The sequence below is a fragment of the Nocardia sp. NPDC019219 genome (assembly GCF_040632645.1).
In the GTDB taxonomy this organism is placed as follows: Bacteria; Actinomycetota; Actinomycetes; order Mycobacteriales; family Mycobacteriaceae; genus Nocardia; species Nocardia sputorum.
Genome location: NZ_JBEYCG010000010.1, coordinates 139,513 through 158,250 on the forward strand (window position 1 = coordinate 139,513; position 18,738 = coordinate 158,250).

The 18,738-nt window shown below is 71.4% G+C and carries 14 protein-coding genes; 6 read left to right on the top strand and 8 right to left on the bottom strand.

The window, feature by feature from the left end:
• Nucleotides 1–230 precede the first annotated feature (230 nt).
• Complete coding sequence (locus ABZ552_RS19865; protein WP_281879234.1) at nt 231–1,649, bottom strand: MFS transporter; 1,419 nt, start codon at nt 1,647–1,649, stop codon at nt 231–233.
• 770 nt (nt 1,650–2,419) lie between these two features.
• Here ABZ552_RS19865 and ABZ552_RS19870 point away from each other — a divergent pair.
• From ABZ552_RS19870 to ABZ552_RS19890, 5 genes are all read left to right on the top strand, one after another.
• Entirely contained in the window at nt 2,420–2,851 is a 432-nt protein-coding gene (locus ABZ552_RS19870) for a DoxX family protein (protein WP_281879233.1), read from the top strand.
• Nucleotides 2,852–3,078: 227 nt separating this feature from the next.
• On the top strand, nt 3,079–4,107 hold the full coding sequence (locus tag ABZ552_RS19875; protein ID WP_357438898.1) for a helix-turn-helix domain-containing protein: 1,029 nt from the start codon (nt 3,079–3,081) through the stop codon (nt 4,105–4,107).
• 109 nt (nt 4,108–4,216) lie between these two features.
• On the top strand, nt 4,217–5,269 hold the full coding sequence (locus tag ABZ552_RS19880; protein WP_357438901.1) for an HD domain-containing protein: 1,053 nt from the start codon (nt 4,217–4,219) through the stop codon (nt 5,267–5,269).
• A gap of 279 nt (nt 5,270–5,548) precedes the next feature.
• Nucleotides 5,549–5,731 (top strand): hypothetical protein, encoded by a 183-nt coding sequence (locus ABZ552_RS19885; protein WP_350356376.1) that lies wholly within the window; start codon nt 5,549–5,551, stop codon nt 5,729–5,731.
• Nucleotides 5,728–7,041 (top strand): Dyp-type peroxidase, encoded by a 1,314-nt coding sequence (locus ABZ552_RS19890; RefSeq protein ID WP_357438904.1) that lies wholly within the window; start codon nt 5,728–5,730, stop codon nt 7,039–7,041. The genes ABZ552_RS19885 and ABZ552_RS19890 overlap by 4 nt, the downstream gene beginning before the upstream one ends.
• An 89-nt stretch (nt 7,042–7,130) precedes the next feature.
• On the opposite strand, the gene ABZ552_RS19895 is transcribed toward ABZ552_RS19890, so the two are convergent.
• From ABZ552_RS19895 to recC, 7 genes are all read right to left on the bottom strand, one after another.
• A complete protein-coding gene (locus ABZ552_RS19895) occupies nt 7,131–7,397 on the bottom strand; it encodes an Ada metal-binding domain-containing protein (protein ID WP_281879228.1) in 267 nt (88 codons plus the stop codon).
• Nucleotides 7,398–7,404: 7 nt separating this feature from the next.
• Nucleotides 7,405–8,187: a 2OG-Fe(II) oxygenase gene (locus tag ABZ552_RS19900; protein WP_357438907.1), complete on the bottom strand. Its 783-nt coding sequence runs from the start codon at nt 8,185–8,187 to the stop codon at nt 7,405–7,407.
• The gene (locus ABZ552_RS19905) at nt 8,184–8,795 is read right to left on the bottom strand and encodes a methylated-DNA--[protein]-cysteine S-methyltransferase (protein WP_281880902.1); all 612 of its coding nucleotides are present in this window, start codon (nt 8,793–8,795) and stop codon (nt 8,184–8,186) included. Before ABZ552_RS19905 ends, ABZ552_RS19900 begins: the two co-directional genes overlap by 4 nt.
• Complete coding sequence (locus ABZ552_RS19910; RefSeq protein WP_063018698.1) at nt 8,795–9,268, bottom strand: sigma-70 family RNA polymerase sigma factor; 474 nt, start codon at nt 9,266–9,268, stop codon at nt 8,795–8,797. Before ABZ552_RS19910 ends, ABZ552_RS19905 begins: the two co-directional genes overlap by 1 nt.
• Nucleotides 9,269–9,314: 46 nt before the next feature.
• A complete protein-coding gene (gene recD, locus ABZ552_RS19915; RefSeq protein ID WP_281879225.1) occupies nt 9,315–11,204 on the bottom strand; it encodes an exodeoxyribonuclease V subunit alpha in 1,890 nt (629 codons plus the stop codon).
• Entirely contained in the window at nt 11,201–14,587 is a 3,387-nt protein-coding gene (locus ABZ552_RS19920; RefSeq protein ID WP_357438910.1) for a UvrD-helicase domain-containing protein, read from the bottom strand. The genes recD and ABZ552_RS19920 overlap by 4 nt, the downstream gene beginning before the upstream one ends.
• 229 nt (nt 14,588–14,816) lie before the next feature.
• Complete coding sequence (gene recC / locus ABZ552_RS19925; protein WP_357438913.1) at nt 14,817–18,185, bottom strand: exodeoxyribonuclease V subunit gamma; 3,369 nt, start codon at nt 18,183–18,185, stop codon at nt 14,817–14,819.
• Between the two features lie 257 nt (nt 18,186–18,442).
• On the opposite strand from recC, the gene ABZ552_RS19930 reads away from it, so the two are divergent.
• Complete coding sequence (locus ABZ552_RS19930; RefSeq protein WP_281879220.1) at nt 18,443–18,640, top strand: hypothetical protein; 198 nt, start codon at nt 18,443–18,445, stop codon at nt 18,638–18,640.
• Nucleotides 18,641–18,738 lie beyond the last annotated feature (98 nt).

Below are 18,738 nucleotides of genomic sequence, written 5' to 3' on the forward strand. Positions count from 1 at the left end.
GGCGTCGAACCCCCGCCAGTCCCTCTTTCGGCGACTCATGGCCGTGCGGCTGAATCCTTCTCTGGTGAGCGTGCGCGATCACTGCGGGGCAGTCTTCGGGATGCCTCGGTGCCATCCGGACCACGGTTGCCGTTGGACTGCGGTGCCCGAGCCCCCGGTTGCCGCGGAATCCGGCCTCGTATGCGAGGACCGTCGGCGCTGGAACGCGTCGTCGAAGGGGGCCGGAGCGGTCAGCTCGCGGTCGACCGACTCCACGGGCTCGTCGCGGTCCGCGCGCGGTCCGGCAGCGCCAGCGTCAGGGCGGCGAGGCCGAGGGCGGCGGCGGCGATGGCCGAGAGCATGATCATGCTGCCCGACAACGTGTGCGCGCGGAAGAACAGCGCGCTGAGCACCGCCAGCCCGACCGAATTGCCGATCTGTTCGATCGTGGGCAGCACCCCCGACGCCTCCCCCATGGCGCGATCGTCCAGGTCCGCCAGCATCAGCGGCTGCAGCGGCACCCCGAACACCCCGACCCCGAAACCCGCGAGGAACACCGGTCCGGCCACCAGCGGCAGGTTCACCGCGCCGGAGCCCACGTACAGGTAGCCCACGCCGACCACGACGCAGCCCGCGAAGACGGCGATACCGGCGGCCGGTGCGCGAATTCCCCACCGGCTGACGAGCACCGGTGACAGCACCGCCCCCGCCCCGGCGCCCAAGGCGAACGGCGTCATCGCGACACCGGTACGCAGCGCGGAGAACCGCAGCACGTCCTGCAGCAGGATCGAAACGGTGAAAACGAACGCGGTGAACAGGCCGAAGAAGACCGTCACCAGCACCGATCCGACCGCGAATCCGCGATCGGAGAACAGGTCCAGCCGCACCAGCGCCCGGCCGCCGCGGCGGCGCGTGGCGCGTTCGCGGGCCACGAACACCGCGCCCAGCACCATCGCGGCCGCGATGTATGCCCCGTGCAGCGGCCGCCAGCCCGCCTGTTGACTGTCCGACAGCGCGAACAGCAGCAGGAACAGCGCCGCGGTGGCCACCACGGCTCCGCGCATATCCAGCGGGTCCCGATCCGTCGCCGGGCCCAGCCGCAGGTAACCGGCGGCCAGTGCGATGGCCACCATGCCCAGCGGCAGGTTCATCAGGAAGATCGCGTGCCAGCCGAGCCCGAACGGATCCAGGGTGATCAGCCCGCCGCCCAGGATCGGCCCGAGCATCCCGGCGAAACCGGCTGTCGCGCCGTACACGGCGAAGGCGTATTGATGGTGCTCGCGCCGGAAACTCGCGGTGATGATGGCGATGGTCTGCGCGGCCATCCCCGCGCCCGCCACACCCTGGACGATCCTGGCGATCACCAATTCCATTGCGGTGGACGACACTCCACACCACACCGAGGCCGCCGTGAAGGCCGCCGCCGACCACAGGAACATCCGGCGGCGGCCGGCGATCGCGCCGACGCGAGCCGCGGTGAGCAGCACGCAGGCGAACGCCAGCGAGTAACCGGCCACCACCCACAGTTGCTCCGAACGCGACGCCCCCAGTTCCGCGGTGACCACCGGAAGCGCGGTATTGACGATCGTCACATCGATCATCTGCATGAAGACCGAAATCAGGCATGCCCCGAACGATCCCAGGGCGACCGCTGCCTCTTTGCGGGTCATCGAACCACTCTTTCGATCATCGGCTGTGAATCGTTCCGCTCCTTGTGCGCACAGGCCCGAAAGCAGGTGCCGTTCTGCCTGCGATCAACGGTCGACGCTCGCATATCCGCCTCGACGTGACGCGGCGGACGAAATCGCTCGGAGTTGTTCATCGCGGCCGAATTCACCTCGCGTTTCGATTACCGGCCGGATCCGGCCGAATTCCACTATCGGAGGCGTCTGCCACCGCGACGGCCTGTTCGCGGGAAATATTCGGCCAGCTCGCCTCCCAGCCCCGGACAGGAGGGCTCGAATTCGCAGTAGATAACATCGCATATCCGATGCGCCAGCTTTTCGAGCCGTCTTGTGCCCGATGACAATTCGGTTCGCCAACCATTGCCGGGATTCCCAAACCGGGCGTGCGAGCGTCGCCGTCCGAGGCAGCGCTAGGCGCGTCGAGCGCGAGGCGCCCTTGCGCAAGGCCGTCTATGCCGCGATCGAGTGTGCCAGGCTGCCAGCCGGCCCCTTCCCTCAGACCGGTCGTGTCCGGGCCTGGTCAACCTGGCGGCCCCGCCGACAACAGCGGGCCCGCCTCTCGCCCTACCGGCGCCGCGGCCATCCGCTGCGCCCGTCGTGCACGGTCCGCGCGAACTGTCGTCGCCGCAGGCCGGACGTGCGAGAAAGGCGGGTCCGAACAATTTTCGCCGCGACCGATGAATCCTCGCGAAGGCCGCCGTCCTATCAGGTGAACGCGCTACCGAACAGCGCAACCGACCCTGGAGGAACCAACAATGACCACCATCGCCGCCGCGCCCACCACCACCGTCCGCCCCGGCAAAGTCCGCAACCGCGTCCTGTGGGGACTGCAGATCTTCCTGGCCCTCTTCTTCATCATCGCCTCGGGCATGCCGAAGGTACTCGACATGGTCCCAGAGGAGAACATGGCGGCGATGCGCGAGGCCGGTATCGGCTCACCCTGGTTCATGTACTTCGTCGGCATCTGCGAGATCGCCGGCGGCATCGGCCTGCTCGTGCGCCGCCTGAGCGGCCCGGCCGCGATCGGCCTGTCCATCCTCACCCTGCTGGCCGCCGCTACCAACCTCTTCCTGACCGATATGCCCGCCTACGCACCCTTCCCACTGGTGCTGTCGGGGATCTTCGCCTGGATCGCCTACGAGCGCCGCGACTCCCTCTTCGCCCTGCGCTCCTTGCTCACCCGGTGACAACACACCAGACACCGAAAACGATCGGCGGGCTCCGGCCCGCCGATCGTTTCGGCGTTGCGCGGCAAGGGCGTTCAGGGTCGGTTCGCCCTCGCCGGCAACACCTTCGCTCGCCCACCGGGGCGCGCCACCAGCGTGCCGCCCGGACACATTCCTCCAAAACAGGCGACGCCCCGATCCCCCGAAGCCATCGTGGCTATTACAGGATTGCCTGTTAAGTTCTGGCCATGGCGATCGTGGCGGTACTGGCTCCCGACAACGCGCTCGGTTTCGAAGTGATGCTCCCGGGCTGGGTGTTCGGCGCGGCGAATACGGTGAGCGGCGGCAAGCATTACGACATCCGGGTCGTGACGATGGGCGGCACCGCCGCTATCGCCCCGGTTCACGGTGCGGTGCGACTGCAGACGGATTGGGACTTGGACGCGGTGGCCGACGCCGACACCGTCGTGGTGCCCGGCCAGGCCGGATTCTTCCGCGAACCCGCCGACGGCGTCCGTGACGCGCTGCTGGCCGCGGCCGCGCGCGGCGCACGACTGGCTTCCGTCTGCGTCGGTGCGTTCACGCTCGCCGCGACCGGGCTGCTCGACGGGCAACGGGCGACTACCCATTGGGAACACGCCGCCGAGTTGGCGCGCCGGTATCCGCTCGTCGACGTCGATGCCTCGGTGCTCTTCATCGACAACGGCGCGGTGCTCACTTCAGCCGGGGCCACGGCGGGGCTCGATCTGTGCCTGCACATGGTTCGCCGGGATCTCGGCTCCCAGGTGGCCGCCGACACCGCTCGCCGGATCGTGATGCCGCCGCAGCGGGATGGCGGGCAAGCGCAATTCATCGCTCACACCGACCCGGACAATCCGGACACGTCGCTGCAACCGGTCCTGGACTGGATGCAGGCCAACCTGCACCGCCCGCTCACTCTCGACGACATCGCGGCGCACGGGGCCATCAGTGTGCGCAGCCTGAACCGCCGATTCCGTGCGGAAATCGGGACAACACCGTTGCAGTGGTTGCTCCGCGTCCGGGTGCACCGCGCGCAGCAACTGCTCGAGACCACCGACCTGTCCATCGAACGCATCGCCGAGGAGGCCGGTTTCGGCGCCGCCACCACCCTGCGCTACCACTTCGCCCGCCTGACACGGACCTCTCCGCAAGCCTACCGCAACAGTTTTCATCATTCCGGCGGTGCCGTGCGGTCCATCGACGGCCGCCGGGAAGCCGCCTCGGGCGGCGGCCGGATGGCCGGCTCGACGAGCTGAGTGACGAACCTGGACTCTGGCCAGATCTGGGCAATAGTTGGCTATCTGGCCACTGGGCGGCCGTTACTTCCGAGCACACACTGAATGCGCACTTTCGGAAGGGAAAACGATGACCGTTCAAGAAGCCGATCCGACGCAATTCGGCTTGCCCACCTCGGAACTCGCCGTCGCCGCTGACGCGCTGGTAGCCGAGGTGTCGCCACCGCTGGTCTACAACCACTGCGTGCGCGCCTACCTGTACGCGCGGGAGTTGGCCACGGTCGACGGGTTGCGGGCCGGTGCGGACTACGACGACGAACTGCTCTATCTCAGCTGCCTACTGCACGATCTAGGCGCGACGGATTACGCGAACGGCGACCAGCGTTTCGAACTCGACGGAGCCGACGCCGCGGCGGAGTTCCTCAGGAGCAAGGGTGTCGACGAGCAGCGGGTGCAGACCGTGTGGAACGCCGTCGCGCTGCACACCAGCGACGGTATCGCGCGTCGTTTCGGAACGGTCGAGGCCTTGATGCAGATGGGCACCGGAGCCGATATCGCGGGACTGCGCCGCGCACAGCTGCCGGATGGCTTCGGTGATCGAGTGCATGCGGTGTGGCCGCGATACGACGTCGGATACGCCTTCGGCGAGATGCTGGCCCGGCAGGTGCGCGACAACCCGGCCAAGGGCAGCTGGTTCACCTTCCCGGGACAGCTCTGCCAGCTCTACTACCCGACGCAGGCGCCGACCACGTGGTTCGACGCCGTCGAGGACGCCGGCTGGAACGACCAGCCGGTACGAATCGGCGACCGTGGCCTGGGAGCTCCTCGGCCCGCCGATCTGGCTCCACTGTTCGCTCGCTACTTCAACAGCGGTGACCTCGACGCTTTGATGTCGCTCTACGAGCCGGCGGCACTGCTGTTCCCGAGCCCCGGTGACCGGCGATCCGGCGCCGGAGCCATCCGGAGTTCCCTCGCCGCGATGATCGACGCCGGAGCGAAGATCCAGTTGCAGACCCGCCGCGTGCACGTGGTCGGGGAGCTGGCTTTGATCTCCAACGATGCCACCGTGTCGGGCGCGACGCCGGACGGTGCCCCGGTGATCTCCACCTCGACCGAGATCGCACGACGCAGCAGCGACGGCTCGTGGCGATATGTGCTCGACGACCCCTACTTCTCACTGTGAGCCGGTCGGATACGCACCGCGACCGCGATCGCTCCGAATTTCCGGACGCCGCCTCGGTGCACCGTGATCGCGAGCGCAGATGAACCGGCGGGCAGTGATGCGGGCGGGACTCGGCGCTGTCTCCGGAGCGGGGGCGGCGAGTCCGCTCCCGCTGGTTCCGCGCTCTCGGGGCGGCCACGGGGCCGGACAGTGGCGGGTACAGATCCTGGTGTTCGACGGCGGGGCAGACCGCGCACGACCCACCACCGGCTGATCGAGCAACTGGAACGAGAAGGCGGCGTGATCATCAGGGCGCGAGTCGTGGACGACGGCGATCTGGTCACCACCGGCGGCGTCACATCCGGGCTGGATCTCGCCCTGTGGCTGGTGCAGCGGGAACTGGGCTCGGACATCGCCGTTCGGATCGAGGAAATCCTGGAATACGAGCGACGAGGCACGGTATGGCGGAGAGACGGGACATGAGCACAACCACTGCGGACCTGGATGATGCCGATCCACCGCGTGTCACACGGCGCGGGCTGTTCGGCGCGGGCATCGTGACTGCGGGAGCCGCGGCCCTCGGTGTCGCCGCGGGCCGCTCCACTACACCCGACACCACCGCGGGATCGCGCCTGGAACCGTTCCACGGGCAGCACCAAGCGGGGATCGCGACGCCTACGCAATCGCACGCGCTGTTCTTGTCGGTCGATGTCGTGCGACCCGACCGTGGGACGCTACGCGAACTTCTCGCCGGATGGACAGCGACCGCCGCCGCGCTGGCGGCCGGCGCACCGCTCCCGGAGCAACCGGGGACGCCGCCAGGGTTCAGCACGCACACCGACTTCGCGACTGGGCTGGATCCGGCTCGCCTGACCGTCACCTTCGGCCTGGGGCCGTCGGTGTTCGACGAACGATTCGGGCTCATCGCGCAGCGTCCGAGACATCTGCGCCCGCTCCCCGCATTCGCCCGCGACATCCTGAATCCGGCGTGGTGCGACGGCGATGTACTGGTGCAGATATGCGCCGACGACGCCCAGATCGTCAGCCACACATTCCGCGCATTGCGGGCACGCATGCCGGGACTGGCGCGTATGCGCTGGACCCAGCACGGCTTCCTGAGCCGGCCCACCGACGGCGGCACACCGCGAAACATGTTCGGGCACAAAGACGGCACCGCCAACCCCCGCCCGGAGACGACCGGGTTCGATCGAACGGTCTGGGTTCGCTCCGCCGACGAACCCGCGTGGTTCCAGAACGGCAGCTACCTCGTGTTCCGCAAGATCCGGATGAAGACCGCCGAGTGGGATCAACTGCCTCGGGACGAGCAGGACCGCATCGTCGGTCGCCGCCGCAGCGACGGAGCGCCCCTGGGCGGCGCGGCCGAATCCGATCCGGTGGACCTCGCCCACCACGGCCGAGACGGCGACCTCACCATCCCGGCCGGCGCACATGTGCGCCTCGTCCACGGCATACCGATGCTGCGCCGCGGTTACAACTACGACTACGGCACCCTGATCGCGAACGCCGGCGGACCGGGTTCCGACACGCAGACCCCGCACACACACCTGCCCGGCACCCCCGAACATACCCACGGGGGCCACAACCAGCTCGATGCCGGATTGCTGTTCGCCGCGTACATGAACAACCCGCCCGAGCAGTTCATCAGAGCGCAACACGCACTCGCCGCCGGAGACCGGATGAACCCGCTCATCGAACACACCGGCAGCGCGATCTTCGCCGTGCCGCCCGGTGCCATCCCGAACGAGCCCATCGCGGCAGCGTTGCTCCGATGAGCGCAGCCCCCTCCGGAACCGCCCGAGAGGCAACCCATGACCCACGTACATGGCGGTGAACACAACCGGTTGTCCGGAGGGGTGAGGGTTCACCCGCCTGATCGCTGCGAGCGCGCGGCTTTCCACGCGGCGTATCGGTCGGGCAAGCAGACGCCGCACGGGCGATAGCCCGCGGCCAGCGCGTCGAATTCGGTGGCGAAGAAGACGCGATGTGCGCGGTAGGCGCCGCGCGCCAGCGCGCGCAGGGCGGAAGGGCAGTCGAGGCGACCGTAGATCCGGCTGCGGCGATGACCGCCGTAGCCGCCCGGCACGGTGCTGCGATAAGTCCGGCCGCCACCATCGAGCAACGTGTACACCGGCGGGCTACCGCGCGTCGTGCAGCACGAGCCCCAGCGTGTGCCGGAGACCGCCGCGCACACGGCTGACGCCGTGGCGGATCGGGGCCCGGGACCAGCCCCGGCTCGAGCGGGCCGGCCGGTCGCGGGTGGTGAAGATCAGCGCGTGGCCTCGCTCGAGCACGGAGACGGTCGCTTTCGACTGGGCACGCGGACGCTGCTCGACGAGCACGAATTCGCCTCCGGTGTAGTCGACTCCGGGCCGGTCCAATCCGATGACGACCTGCATCGGGAAGACCAGTTCGCCGTACAGGTCACGATGCAAGGCGTTCCAGTCACCCGCGTTGTAGCGCAACAGGAGTGGAGTCGGCTCGGTCTGGCCCGCGGCGTGACAGGCGGCGAGCCAGTCCGCGAACTCGTCGGGCCACGGAGCCGGATCGCCGAGCCGCTCGGCCCAGGAACGCGCCAGTGGTAACAGTTTTCGGTAGAAGCACGCGCGCAGGGTCGTGATCGACTCGGGCACGGGGTCCGCGAAGTACCGGTAGGTGCCTTCGCCGAAACGGTAGCGCGCCATGTCGACGGTGGAACGGAACCGCGTGCGATCGTCCCAGAGAGCGGTGAACTCGGCGCACTCCCCCGGAGTGAGGATCGGCCCGGTCGCCGCGCAGCCGTGGGCGTCGACTTCCTCGAGCAGCGCCTGCCACGGCTGGTCGTCGACTCGATCTGCCAGGGAGGCGGCGGTTCTCGTCCCCCCTGGGATCGGCGCCGCCGGGTGCGCGTCCCGGACGGCGCCGATGCCTTCCTCACTCATGCCGCCGCCTCCAGATCCAGCAGCGTGTGCTTGGCGGTGACGCCGCCGACGTACTGGCCGATCGACCCGTCACCGCGCACCACCCGGTGACACGGAAGCACCACCGGCAGGGGATTGCGCGCGCAGGCCGAGCCGACCGCGCGCACGGCACGCGGGTTCCCGACGGCGGCGGCCACCGCGCCGTAACTCGCGCGCTGACCGTAGCCGATGGCGGGCAGGTGCTCGATCACCTGGCGGCGGAATCCCGCGGCCAGCCGCAGATCCAGGGGCAGATCGAACCGCGTCCGGCGGCCCGCGAAGTATTCCGCGATCTGCCGCGCCGCCGCGTCCAGCCGGGCGGGCGCCGCGAGGATCCGCGGGCTGATCCGGGCGGCCAGCGTGGCGAGCACCGCGTCGTGGTCCTCGGTGGGATAGGCGACGCGGACCAGCCCGGCGGGCGTGGCGGCCAGCAGCAGCGTCCCCACCGGGGTGTCCAGCAGGCGGTAGGCGACATCGAGCAGGCCCGCGGCTTCGGCCTCGACGGTCAGACGCGCGTGCAAGGTGGCGAGCAGATCGGCGTCGGGGGTCAGCGCGCGCGACAACCCGTCGCCGTGATCGAGAGTGGCCATCATGCTTCATCCTTCGGGTAGAGCTTGCGCAGGGTCTTCAGGCCGTCCGCGGCGGCGCGGCGGGCGGCGTCGGGAGAATTGCCGAGCAACGCGGCGATCTCCGCGTGGGGAAGCCCGGCCAGATAGTGGTAGGCGACCGCCTGGCGCTGCTTGGTCGGCAGCGCCCGCAGGGCGGCCCACAGGTCGGGGTCGTAGTCGGCGGGTCCGGGAGCGGTGGCGGGGCGTTCCGGCAGTGTCTCGGCCGGGACCGGCGCGCGCGTGAGCGCCCGGCCGACGTCGATCGCGCGGCGATGCGCGATGGTGACCAGCCAGGCCTCGACATTCGTGTCCGAGGGCAGGCCGGGAAACGCGCGCAGCGCCGAGAGAAACGTTTCCGACCAGGCGTCGGCGGCGTCGGACGGACCGAGCACCGCCCGGCAGACGCGCAACACCATCGGGCCGTATTCGGCCACTATTTCCTCGAACGGGGGCAGGCTCACACCGGGTAGACGCGGCAGGCGCCGCGAATGTGAGATGTCGTCACCGGACCTCTTCTCGTCGCGACAGCCCGCTGGCGCGCAACACCCGCCGTGCGATACCGGCGCGGATGGACTCGTCGGTGCCGATGATCCGGACGTGGCGGCGCGCTCTGGTGATCGCGGTGTACAGCAATTCCCGCGTCAGCAGCGTCGATTCCGGCTCGGGCAGGACGACGGAGACCGTGTCGTACTGGCTGCCCTGGCTGCGATGGATGGTCATGGCGAAGACGGTGACCACGGCGGGGAACTGCGTGGGATGCACCAGATACGGTTCGCTGCCGCGCTGTAGCGCCGCGCGCAGCGAGCCGTCGGGCATGCGAACAACCACGCCGGTGTCACCGTTGTAGATCCGCGCCTCGTGATCATTCGCCGTGACCAGCAGCGGCTGGCCGGGGTACCACGGCGCCTGGTGCGAATCGGGGCCCGCTCCGCCGGCGGCGGCCCACTCCGCGGCCATCCGGTCCCAGCGTTCGACGCCGAACGGCCCCTGCCGGTGCGCGCACAGCAGACGATGTGATTCCAGCGCCGTGAGCGCGCCGGCCGCGTCGCCGTCGAGCGCGGCGGCGGTGACCGCGGTGGCGGCCCGCACCACGTCGGCACGCACCGCGGCCAGTTCCTCCGGCGCGCTGAGCGACAATTCCGCACCGCCCCCGCGCAACAGCTCGAGTGCGGCGTCCGCGTCCCCGGCCCGCACCGCGACGGCCAGGTCGGCGATCCGGCCGCCGAACCTGCGGCCCCGGGTCAGCCGCACGATGCCGCCGCGCAGGCGGGTGCGCTCCAACGCGGTCAAGGACTCCGCGTGCTCGGAAACCGACTCCGGGCCCAGGATTTCGTCCAGGACGGGATTCGCCGTGGCGGCGACCGGTCCGGCGACCAGGTCGGCGAGCACAGCGCCCGCGTCGACCGAGGCCAGCTGGTCGGGGTCGCCGACCAGGACCAGGCGGGTGTCCGGGCGCAGCGCGGCCAGCAACCTGCTCATCATCGTCAACGAGACCATCGAGGTCTCATCCACCACGATCACGTCGTAGGGCAACCGATTGAACTCGTGGTATTTGAACCGGGTACTGCGCCCGCGCTGCCAGCCGAGCAGCCGGTGCAGCGTAGCGGCGGTGAGTTCGGGCAGTCCGAGCGACGCCGCTTGCTCGCGCACGGCTTCCTGCAGGCGCGCCGCCGCTTTGCCGGTCGGGGCGGCCAGCGCGATGCGCAGCGCGGGCAACTTCGGCTCGGCTTCGCGGTGCGCGGACAACAAGGCGATGATCCGGGCGATGGTGTGGGTCTTGCCGGTGCCCGGCCCACCGGCGACCACGGTGGTCCAGTGGGTCGCGGCCAGCGCGGCGGCCAGACGCTGGCGATCCGGCGCGGTGCCCGCGGTCGCGTCGAACAACCGGTCCAGTTCGCGACGCACGATCCGGGGATCCACCGCCGGATGGTGCGCGGATCGCTCGGTCAGCACCCGACGGATCGTCTGCTCCTGCCGGTAGTAGCGATCGAGGTAGAGCAACGGGCCGGAGTCGCCCGGCCCGTGCGATTCGACCAGTCGCAACGGTCGCAACGGACCGGCCGGTCCACCGCGCACCAGCGGGCTCGCGCGCAGCGCGGCGACCACCGCCGGGATGTCCGGCCACGGCAGCGCCGCCGGATCGACGCCCGCGTCCCAGGTTTCGTCGGCGTCGACGCCGATCTCCCGCATCCGGTGCAGTTCCAGGCACACCGAGCCGGAGCGCACCGCGCGCACGGCCAGCGCCGCGGCGAACAGCACCGGCTCCGATGATTCCCGGCCCAGCCGGCCCAAGCGCAGGGCCACGTGCACGTCCGCCGCCGACAGCACTCCCGCCTCGTTGAACGTGCGCAGCAGTCCTGTCCCCCGCTGCGCCACTTGGATCGAGGTCATCGCGCCTCCCCGGCCAGCAGCGCCGACAGGGCGACGACCAAGCCGGCGGGCGGACGCCAGTCGAACACGCCACATCCCGACGGTGTCTCGGGTCCGATCATGCCGCGCACGAACAAGTACCGGACCCCGCCGAGATGCCGCGCCGGGTCGTAGCCGGGCAACCGCCAGCGCAGATACCGGTGCAACGCCACCGAATACAGCAGCGCTTGCAGCGGATAGTGCGAGCGCAGCATCTCGGCGGCCATACGGTCGCGGGTGTAATGCGCGACGGTGAGATCGCCGGTGCCCAGCCGATTGGTCTTGTAGTCGACCACGACGAATCGCGGGTCCGGGCCGTCCGCGACGCGCAGCACGGCGTCGATGCTGCCGGTCAGGTAGCCGCGCAGCGGGAGGTCGTCCAGCGCCGCCAACTGATCGGCGTACGCGATCAGGTCGTCGTCCGCCGGAAGATGTTCGCGCAGCAATCCGGCGACGCACCGCAGGGTCGCCGCGGTCGCGCCGACACGGTCCCCGCCCGCCAGCGGCAATTCGAATTCGAGTTCGCTGAGCCGGTCGCGCGGGGCGACATCGGCCAGGCAGCCGGTGTCGAACGGGGTGCGCAGCACCGCCAGCAGCGCGGTGGCCAGCACTTCCGCGTCCACCTCGGCCATCAGCTCGCGCACCGCTTCGCGGCACCGGTCGCGCACCTCGGCCGCCAGGTCCGGGTGGCCGGTGTCGATCCGTTCGAGGACGCCGTGCACCAGCGTGCCGAACTCCGCCCCGTAGGGCAGCGCGTTCATCAGCGACGCCGCGCCCGCCGGCTCCGGCTCCGGCGCGCCGACCAGGGAGGTGCCCGCGGGCTCGTCACCGGGCCCCCGCGCGTCCTCCGGTTCACTGTCGGGTTCCGCGGCCGCGGGCCCGTGCGCCGACGCGGTCAACGCCGAGTACGACGTGCGCCGCCACTGCTGGTCCAGCACCCGGTCGAATCGGGCGGCGGCCAGCGCGCCATGCGCGGGCTCGGTGCGCACCCGCCGGATCGCGACGTCGTCGCTCCCGGCCACCGCCGTCACCGAGATCGCCGCGCCCGCGTCCTGCGCCCACGCCGACAGCATCTGCGCCGCAACGGAATCCGTCGGCACGGCGGCGCGGGTGGCGACGACGGCGCCGCGATCGCCGCGCCCGAACACCATCCGGTGCAGCGGCGACGCCGCGGTGGTGATCGCGGGCGCCCACCAGGCGACGACCTGGCACATGGCCCGGGTCAGCGCGACGTACAGCAGCCGCAGCTCCTCCCCCGCTTCCTCGGCCTCGCTGCGCGCCTTGCGATCGGCGTACCCCGCGGCGTCCGGGCCGCCCACGTCCAGCACACGCGCACCGTCGTCGGCGTGGAACAGCAACGTCGCCGGATAGGGATTCTTCGCGCTGTCCCACGCGAACGGCAGATAGACGACCGGGAATTCGAGTCCCTTGCTCGCATGCACGGTGGCGATCTGAACGGCGGCGGCGTCCCGATCGAGCCTGCGGCTGCGATCGGCGACAGCGCCGGAGGCCGGATCGCGCACCCGGTCGGCCAGCCACCGGGTCAGCGCGGTCAGCCCGAGGCCCTCGGTCAGCGCGACCTGGTCGAGCAGCTGCGCGAGGTGCCGCAAGTCGGTGAGCTGCCGTTCCCCGTTCTCCACGGCAAGCAGCCGCGGCGCCAGGCGCGTCTCGGCGGCGATCTTCTCGTAGACGGCGGCGAAGCCCGCACGGGCGAACAGCCGCGCCGCCTCGCGCAGTTGGGCGCTGACCCGGCCGACCAGATCGGCTCCGCCGCTGTCGAGCTCGGCCGCCGTCACGCCGAGCAGCGGTGTGCACGCGGCCAGCCGCACCCGGTCGCCGCGGTGCGGCTGTTCCAGCGCCCGCAGCACCCACAGCCAGTCGGTGGCGCTGCTGGTCGCGAAGACGCTGATGCCCCCGGCGAGCACGGAGGCGACGCCGACGCGGTCCAGCGCGGCGCGCACCACGTCGATCTGCGAGCGGGTGCGCACCAGCACCGCGATGTCGCCGGGACCGATCGGCCTGCGCGCGGCGTCTCCGGACGCAGTCGGCGAATCACTCGCGTTCTCCGCTTTCACGTCCAGCAGTACTCCGGATTCGAGCAAGCGCACGATATCGGCGGTGAGATCGTCGGCGACCTCGGCCCGCATCCGCCCGACGGCCGGGAAGCCGGATTTGTTGAGCGGTCCCGCCCCGGTGCGCGGCAGGCAGCGAACGCGCATCGGCGTGGTGAGCTCGCCGGGACCGGACAACCGCGACCAGGGCCGGGTCGGCGCGACCGGATAGACGCGGATCTCCTCGTGCCCCAGCGCCGCTCCGCCGTGCAGGTGGTCCAGCGCGGCGAGCAGTCCCGCGTCGCTGCGCCAGTTCGTGGTGAGCTCGCGGCGGGTGCCTGCGTGCGCGACGGCGTCCAGGTAGCTGAGCACCTCCGCGCCACGGAAGGCGTAGATCGCCTGCTTGGGATCGCCGACCAGCACCAGGGTGGTGTGCCCGTGGAACGACCTGCGCAGGATGTCCCATTGCAAGGGGTCGGTGTCCTGGAATTCGTCGACCAGGGCGACCCGGTACCGCGCGCGAATGCGGCGGCACGCGCGCGGGCCGTGTTCCGGATCGGCGAGCACCTCGTGCAGCAGCACCAGCAGGTCGTCGAAGTCGCGCAGTCCGGCCGATCGCTTGCGCCGCCCGGTCTCCGCACGCACGGCGTGCGCGAACGCCACCCGCTCGCCCGCGCCGGTCTCGCCGTCGGGCACGAGCGCCGCGTGCCGGTCCCGCACCGCGGCCAGCGCGAGCGTGCGGGCCTCCTTCAGCGAGAACGGCGGTTCGGCGCGCGCGTAGCGGTTGAGGTACAGATCGTCGACGACCGTGCCGACGAGGTCGTCGACGGTCTCCACCAGCCGGGTGCCCGGGTCGTGTTCGCCCGCGAGGCCGAGTTCGTCGAGCATGCGCTGGCAGAAGCTGTGCGTGGTGGCGATGGTGCCCGCGTCGAAATTCGACAGGGCGGCCAGCAGCCGTCGCCGCCGCAGTCGCACCTCCGCTTCCTCGGCCTGCGCGAGATACCGGACCAGGCCGTCGGCGTGCGCCCCGGCCGCGTCCGGATCGGCCAATCCCGCGGCGACGGCCACAAATCGGTCGCGCGTGCGTTCCCGCAGCTCCTGGGTGGCCGCGCGACTGAACGTCACCAGCAGCAGCTGGGACACGTCGACCCCGGCCTCGGCGACGTAGCGCACGGCGAGGCCCACGATGGCGTGCGTCTTGCCGGTGCCCGCGCTGGCCTCCAGCACGGTGGTGCCGGTGGGCAGCGGCCCGTACGGCTGGAACGCGTCGGCGTCGAAATCCGCTGCGGCGAAGGAGGTTTCCTGCACGGTCATGCGCGCCTCCCTCCTGTGCGGGCGGTGGTCCCGCGATCCGCGGACATCGCGATCGCCCGGCTGACCGGCCACGCCGCGCGGACCTGCTCCCGAAGCGACTGTCCGACCCGACATTCTGCCCCGCGCCCGGCCGCCCACCGACGACCGACACGCGCCGTGCCGGTGTATCCGGGTGTTCCGCGCCGAATCGCGCCGAACCATCGCACCGGGGCGGCCGCGCGGTGATCGCTCACGGCTGACCCTGACTTTCCGCGGCCAGCAACGGAAACCACATCCGCCGGGCCAGCGCGCCGAACCGGCTGCTCTCCCCGGGCTCGCCCGCCGCGGCGGGCGCGGCCATGAGGTCCTCGAGCCGGGGCGCCGGACCCCAGACGTAGCGCAGATGGCGGTCGGTGTGGTCGCCGAACGGCCCGGGACCGTTGGGCCCGCCGTTGAATTCGCGCTCCGCCGCGGCGATCGCGTCGTCGGCGCCCGCGCCGCGGAACCGGCGCTCGGCGTATAACGCGGAGGCGGCCGGCGCGACCGGCAGCGGTTCGGTCAGGCCCGCGTCGCGCAGTGCGACGAGCTGACGCAGGGCTTCCCTGGCCGCGGGCACATCGGGCGCGGCGAGTTCGCTGCGCCAGGTAGGACGGCCGAACTGTCCGCGGCCGGTGCTCACCGCCCGCCACGACCGGTCCTCGGTGACGGTCAGCGCGAGCAGCGAAACCCACGCCGCGATCCGGTGTTTGGGAGCCAGCCGGGAGAAGGTGGTGCGGACCAGCACGTCCCCGCGCACCTCGGGCACGGTGCCGGTGAGCCGTCGTCCGTTGCCCAGGTCGACCGCGATGTCCACCGCGCGCGCCGAGCCCGCGTAGTCCGCCTGCGCGGCGCGCACCAACCGGTCCACGGTGTGCTCGACCTCGTCGAGCACGGCGGCGCCGAATCCGAAGGGCGGCAGCGTGCCGCGCCGCCATTCCGCCGCCCGCAGCCCGGCCGGGTCCGCGCCGGTGAGGCGGGCCGCGAGCAGGCGTTCGCCCAGCTCCCACTTGGCCAGGCCGTCGAGCTCGATGGGCAGCCGGTCGGCGATGTCCTCCTCGTGCTCGGGCACCCGCAGGCCGAGGCGCTGCCACAGGAACGCGCGCACCGGGTGCTCGGCGAAGGAGATGAGGTCGGCCAGCGCGACGTCCGCCGCCTCCGCCGCGGGCAGCGGGCCGGCCAGGAATCCCGGCCGCGGGCGCACGGGTCCGTCCGCCGCGTTGGCGCCGGCCAAGGCCACGGTGTCGAAGCTGAACGGCTGCTCGGCCCGGAAGTTCCGCCGATCGAAGGATTGCAGCGGATGCCGGGTCACCACCGCGCGCATCGCCGCCGCGCCGACGTGGGCCCGCAGCGCGTCCAGCAACTCGGCGACCGGGATGGCGGGCGGCCGGTGCGCCCCGGTGACCGGATCGGCGCCGGTGTGGAACACCAGCAGCGTGTCCCGGGCCGCGAGGATCGCGTCCAGCAGCAGTTGCCGGTCCTCGCTGCGCGGATCCCGTTCGCCGATCAGCGGTTCCCGGGCCAGCACGTCGTCACCGTCCGCGGCGCTCGCGCGCGGGAACATCTCGTCGTCCAGCCCGAGCAGCACCACGACCCGGTGCGGCACCGACCGCATCGGCACCATGGTGCAGACGGTCAGCTCGCCGGTGCGGAAGTTGGCCCGGGTGGGGCGCGCCGCCAGCCGCGACCGCAGCAGCACGCCGACATCGGTCAGCCGCAACGACACCTCGCCCGCGTGGTCGGTGGCGGCGGCGAGTTCCTGCCTGGCCTCGGTGCGCACCCACGCCTGCGCGTCCGGCACGTCGGTCAGCAGATCCAGCGCGCGGCCGAGCACCGCCGCCCACTCGTGCGCGGGCCGGGGGCCGCGCAGGTCGCGCAGGCACACCGCGAGCCGGTCGACGAACTCCGCGAAGCGTCCGGCCAGGTCCACGTCGTTGCTGTCCACGTCGTCCAGGGGCAGCGCGAGATCCAGCCAGTCGTCGGAGGTCTCACCCGCGGTGACGCCCAGCAGGATCCGGTCCACCGCGCTGTTGAGCGTGTTCTGCGCGAAATCGGCGAGCCCGAACGCTTGGCGCTGCCGTTGCCCGATGCCCCATCTGGCCCCGGACTCGGCCACCCATTCGCGCAGCCGCTCGATGTCGTCGTCGTCGAATCCGCAACGGCGACGGACCGCTTCGGCGGCCGCGAGATCGAGTACCTGGGTCGCCGTCACCCGGCCGTCGGCCAGCTCGAGCAGGACTCCGATCACCGCGAGCAGCGGATTGGTCACCCCGCGCCCCCGGTCGGCCAGCCGCACCCGCAGCCGGTGCGCCGGATGCTCCGAATCGGCCTGCGGCTCGGGCGTTCCCGTCGAGCGCTGCCCGAACGCCGCCCGTATCAGCGGTGCGTACGCCTCCACCTCCGGGCACATGATCAGCACGTCGCGCGGCTCCAGCGTCTCGTCGGCCGCGAACCGCCCGAGCAGGCATTCCCGTAGCACCTCGACCTGTCGCGCGGGGCCGTGACACGCGTGCACCTGCACGGTGCCGTCGGCGGCCGCCTCCCCTGGCGCAGGCGGCCACCGGTCGTCCCGGATGCCCCGCTGCAGTGCGCGCAACAATGTCGCGTGCGAATCGTCTTCCGCCGCAAGGTTATCCGAGCTCGCCGAGCCGAGCGGGTGATATGTGTCGGAGCCGATGGCGGCGGTCAACCGCTGCTGCAACTCCCGCACGTCGCGCGCCAGCCCCGCCAGCAGTGGATGGGCGACCGCCCTGGCGCTGTGATCCTCGGCTCGAGTCCGGGCGGCGGGCACTCCGCTCAGCGCCGACCACAGGACCGGGCTCGGATGCACGAGCCACAAGTGGACGTCGCGGGCGGCGGCCAGCGCCGACAGCACGGCGAGCTGGTCGCTGGGCAACCGGGTCACGCCGAACAGCGACAGCCGCGGTGGCAACGCGACCAGATCCGGCCGCGCGCGCAGCCGCGCGCAGGCGGCCTCGAGCCGCTCGGCCGGGCTCGGCGCCCCGATCTCCGCGCGCAGCCCGCGCCACAGCATCGGCTGCCAGAGCAGGTCGTCGGGTATCGCGCCGCCCGCGCCGTCGGTGTCCAGGCCGGCCGCCCATTCGGTGATCAGCGCGGGCCGCTGGGCGGCATAGCTGTCGAACAGCGCGGTGATCCGCGCCGCCGTCGCGTAGCGCCGGCCGACGCGGTGCTCGTCGCCCGCGGCGGCCCGCGCGCCGAGGTGCCTGGCCAGTACGGCGCACCACGGCTCGGACAACGACCCGTCGATCACCCGCAGCAGCGTCCACACCGCGCGGTCCGGCGCCCAGGGATCCTCGGCGGGCGCCACTCCGCTCGCCGCCGCCAGCGCCTCGGCGACCAGCGCGGCGGGCGAGGGGAAGGCGATGTTCGCGCACACGCCGTCGGCCGAGCCGTCCGCGCCGAGCACCTCCGAGAGCGTCTGCGTCAGCCAGCGCTCGACCCCCTTCGCGGGCACCGCGACCACCTCGGCCGCGAGCGGGTCGTCCAGCGGCGAGGCCAGCACACCGGCGAGCGCCCGGGCCAGGACGTCGGCGCGCTCGGCACGGTGGATGTGCAGCGGCATCTGCGCCCTCTCGATCGATGGTGTCCGGCTGCGCTGGCCACGGACTTTGCACGTTTATACGCCCAGCGACCGACGCGCAATCGCACCGCCCCGTCCGGACGTCAGTGAAATAGACCACACGCGAACGGATTACTTCGCCGTGTCACGGCGGGACCGCCGCGGCGATGTGCGACAGTGCTGCACCGGGGAGGTAAGAGTTTGCACCGGGGCGGAACGAGAGAGCTGCACCGAAAGGCTGGTTCGCGTTCATGGATGCGATGGTGATTCCCCTGGTTCCGAAAGGCGGATTCACGGTCCGCCGGATCGGTGACCGCTGGGAGCTGATCAACTCGCGCCACTACGGTCGCACCGTCGTCCTGCATTCCTGGCCCCGGGATCGCCACAGCGAGGCGTTCGAGCACTGCTACCGGCTCAACGGACGCACCGTCGAGGAACTGCGCGCCGCCTTCCGTTGACGCCCTGGCCTGCGGTGACGAGCGAAAATCGCTGGGGCGCAACCGCCAGGACCGGCGTTAGCACACCGCGGACCCGAGCTCAAGACGTGCGTCCGGAC

What these genes read in the sequence shown, in the direction of transcription:
- ABZ552_RS19865 (WP_281879234.1), bottom strand. Translation starts at nt 1,649, where the DNA reads ATGACCCGCAAAGAGGCAGCGGTCGCCCTGGGATCGTTCGGGGCATGC.
- ABZ552_RS19870 (WP_281879233.1), top strand. Translation starts at nt 2,420, where the DNA reads ATGACCACCATCGCCGCCGCGCCCACCACCACCGTCCGCCCCGGCAAA.
- ABZ552_RS19875 (WP_357438898.1), top strand. Translation starts at nt 3,079, where the DNA reads ATGGCGATCGTGGCGGTACTGGCTCCCGACAACGCGCTCGGTTTCGAA.
- ABZ552_RS19880 (WP_357438901.1), top strand. Translation starts at nt 4,217, where the DNA reads ATGACCGTTCAAGAAGCCGATCCGACGCAATTCGGCTTGCCCACCTCG.
- ABZ552_RS19890 (WP_357438904.1), top strand. Translation starts at nt 5,728, where the DNA reads ATGAGCACAACCACTGCGGACCTGGATGATGCCGATCCACCGCGTGTC.
- ABZ552_RS19900 (WP_357438907.1), bottom strand. Translation starts at nt 8,187, where the DNA reads ATGAGTGAGGAAGGCATCGGCGCCGTCCGGGACGCGCACCCGGCGGCG.
- ABZ552_RS19905 (WP_281880902.1), bottom strand. Translation starts at nt 8,795, where the DNA reads ATGGCCACTCTCGATCACGGCGACGGGTTGTCGCGCGCGCTGACCCCC.
- recD (WP_281879225.1), bottom strand. Translation starts at nt 11,204, where the DNA reads ATGACCTCGATCCAAGTGGCGCAGCGGGGGACAGGACTGCTGCGCACG.
- ABZ552_RS19920 (WP_357438910.1), bottom strand. Translation starts at nt 14,587, where the DNA reads ATGACCGTGCAGGAAACCTCCTTCGCCGCAGCGGATTTCGACGCCGAC.
- recC (WP_357438913.1), bottom strand. Translation starts at nt 18,185, where the DNA reads ATGCCGCTGCACATCCACCGTGCCGAGCGCGCCGACGTCCTGGCCCGG.
- ABZ552_RS19930 (WP_281879220.1), top strand. Translation starts at nt 18,443, where the DNA reads ATGGTGATTCCCCTGGTTCCGAAAGGCGGATTCACGGTCCGCCGGATC.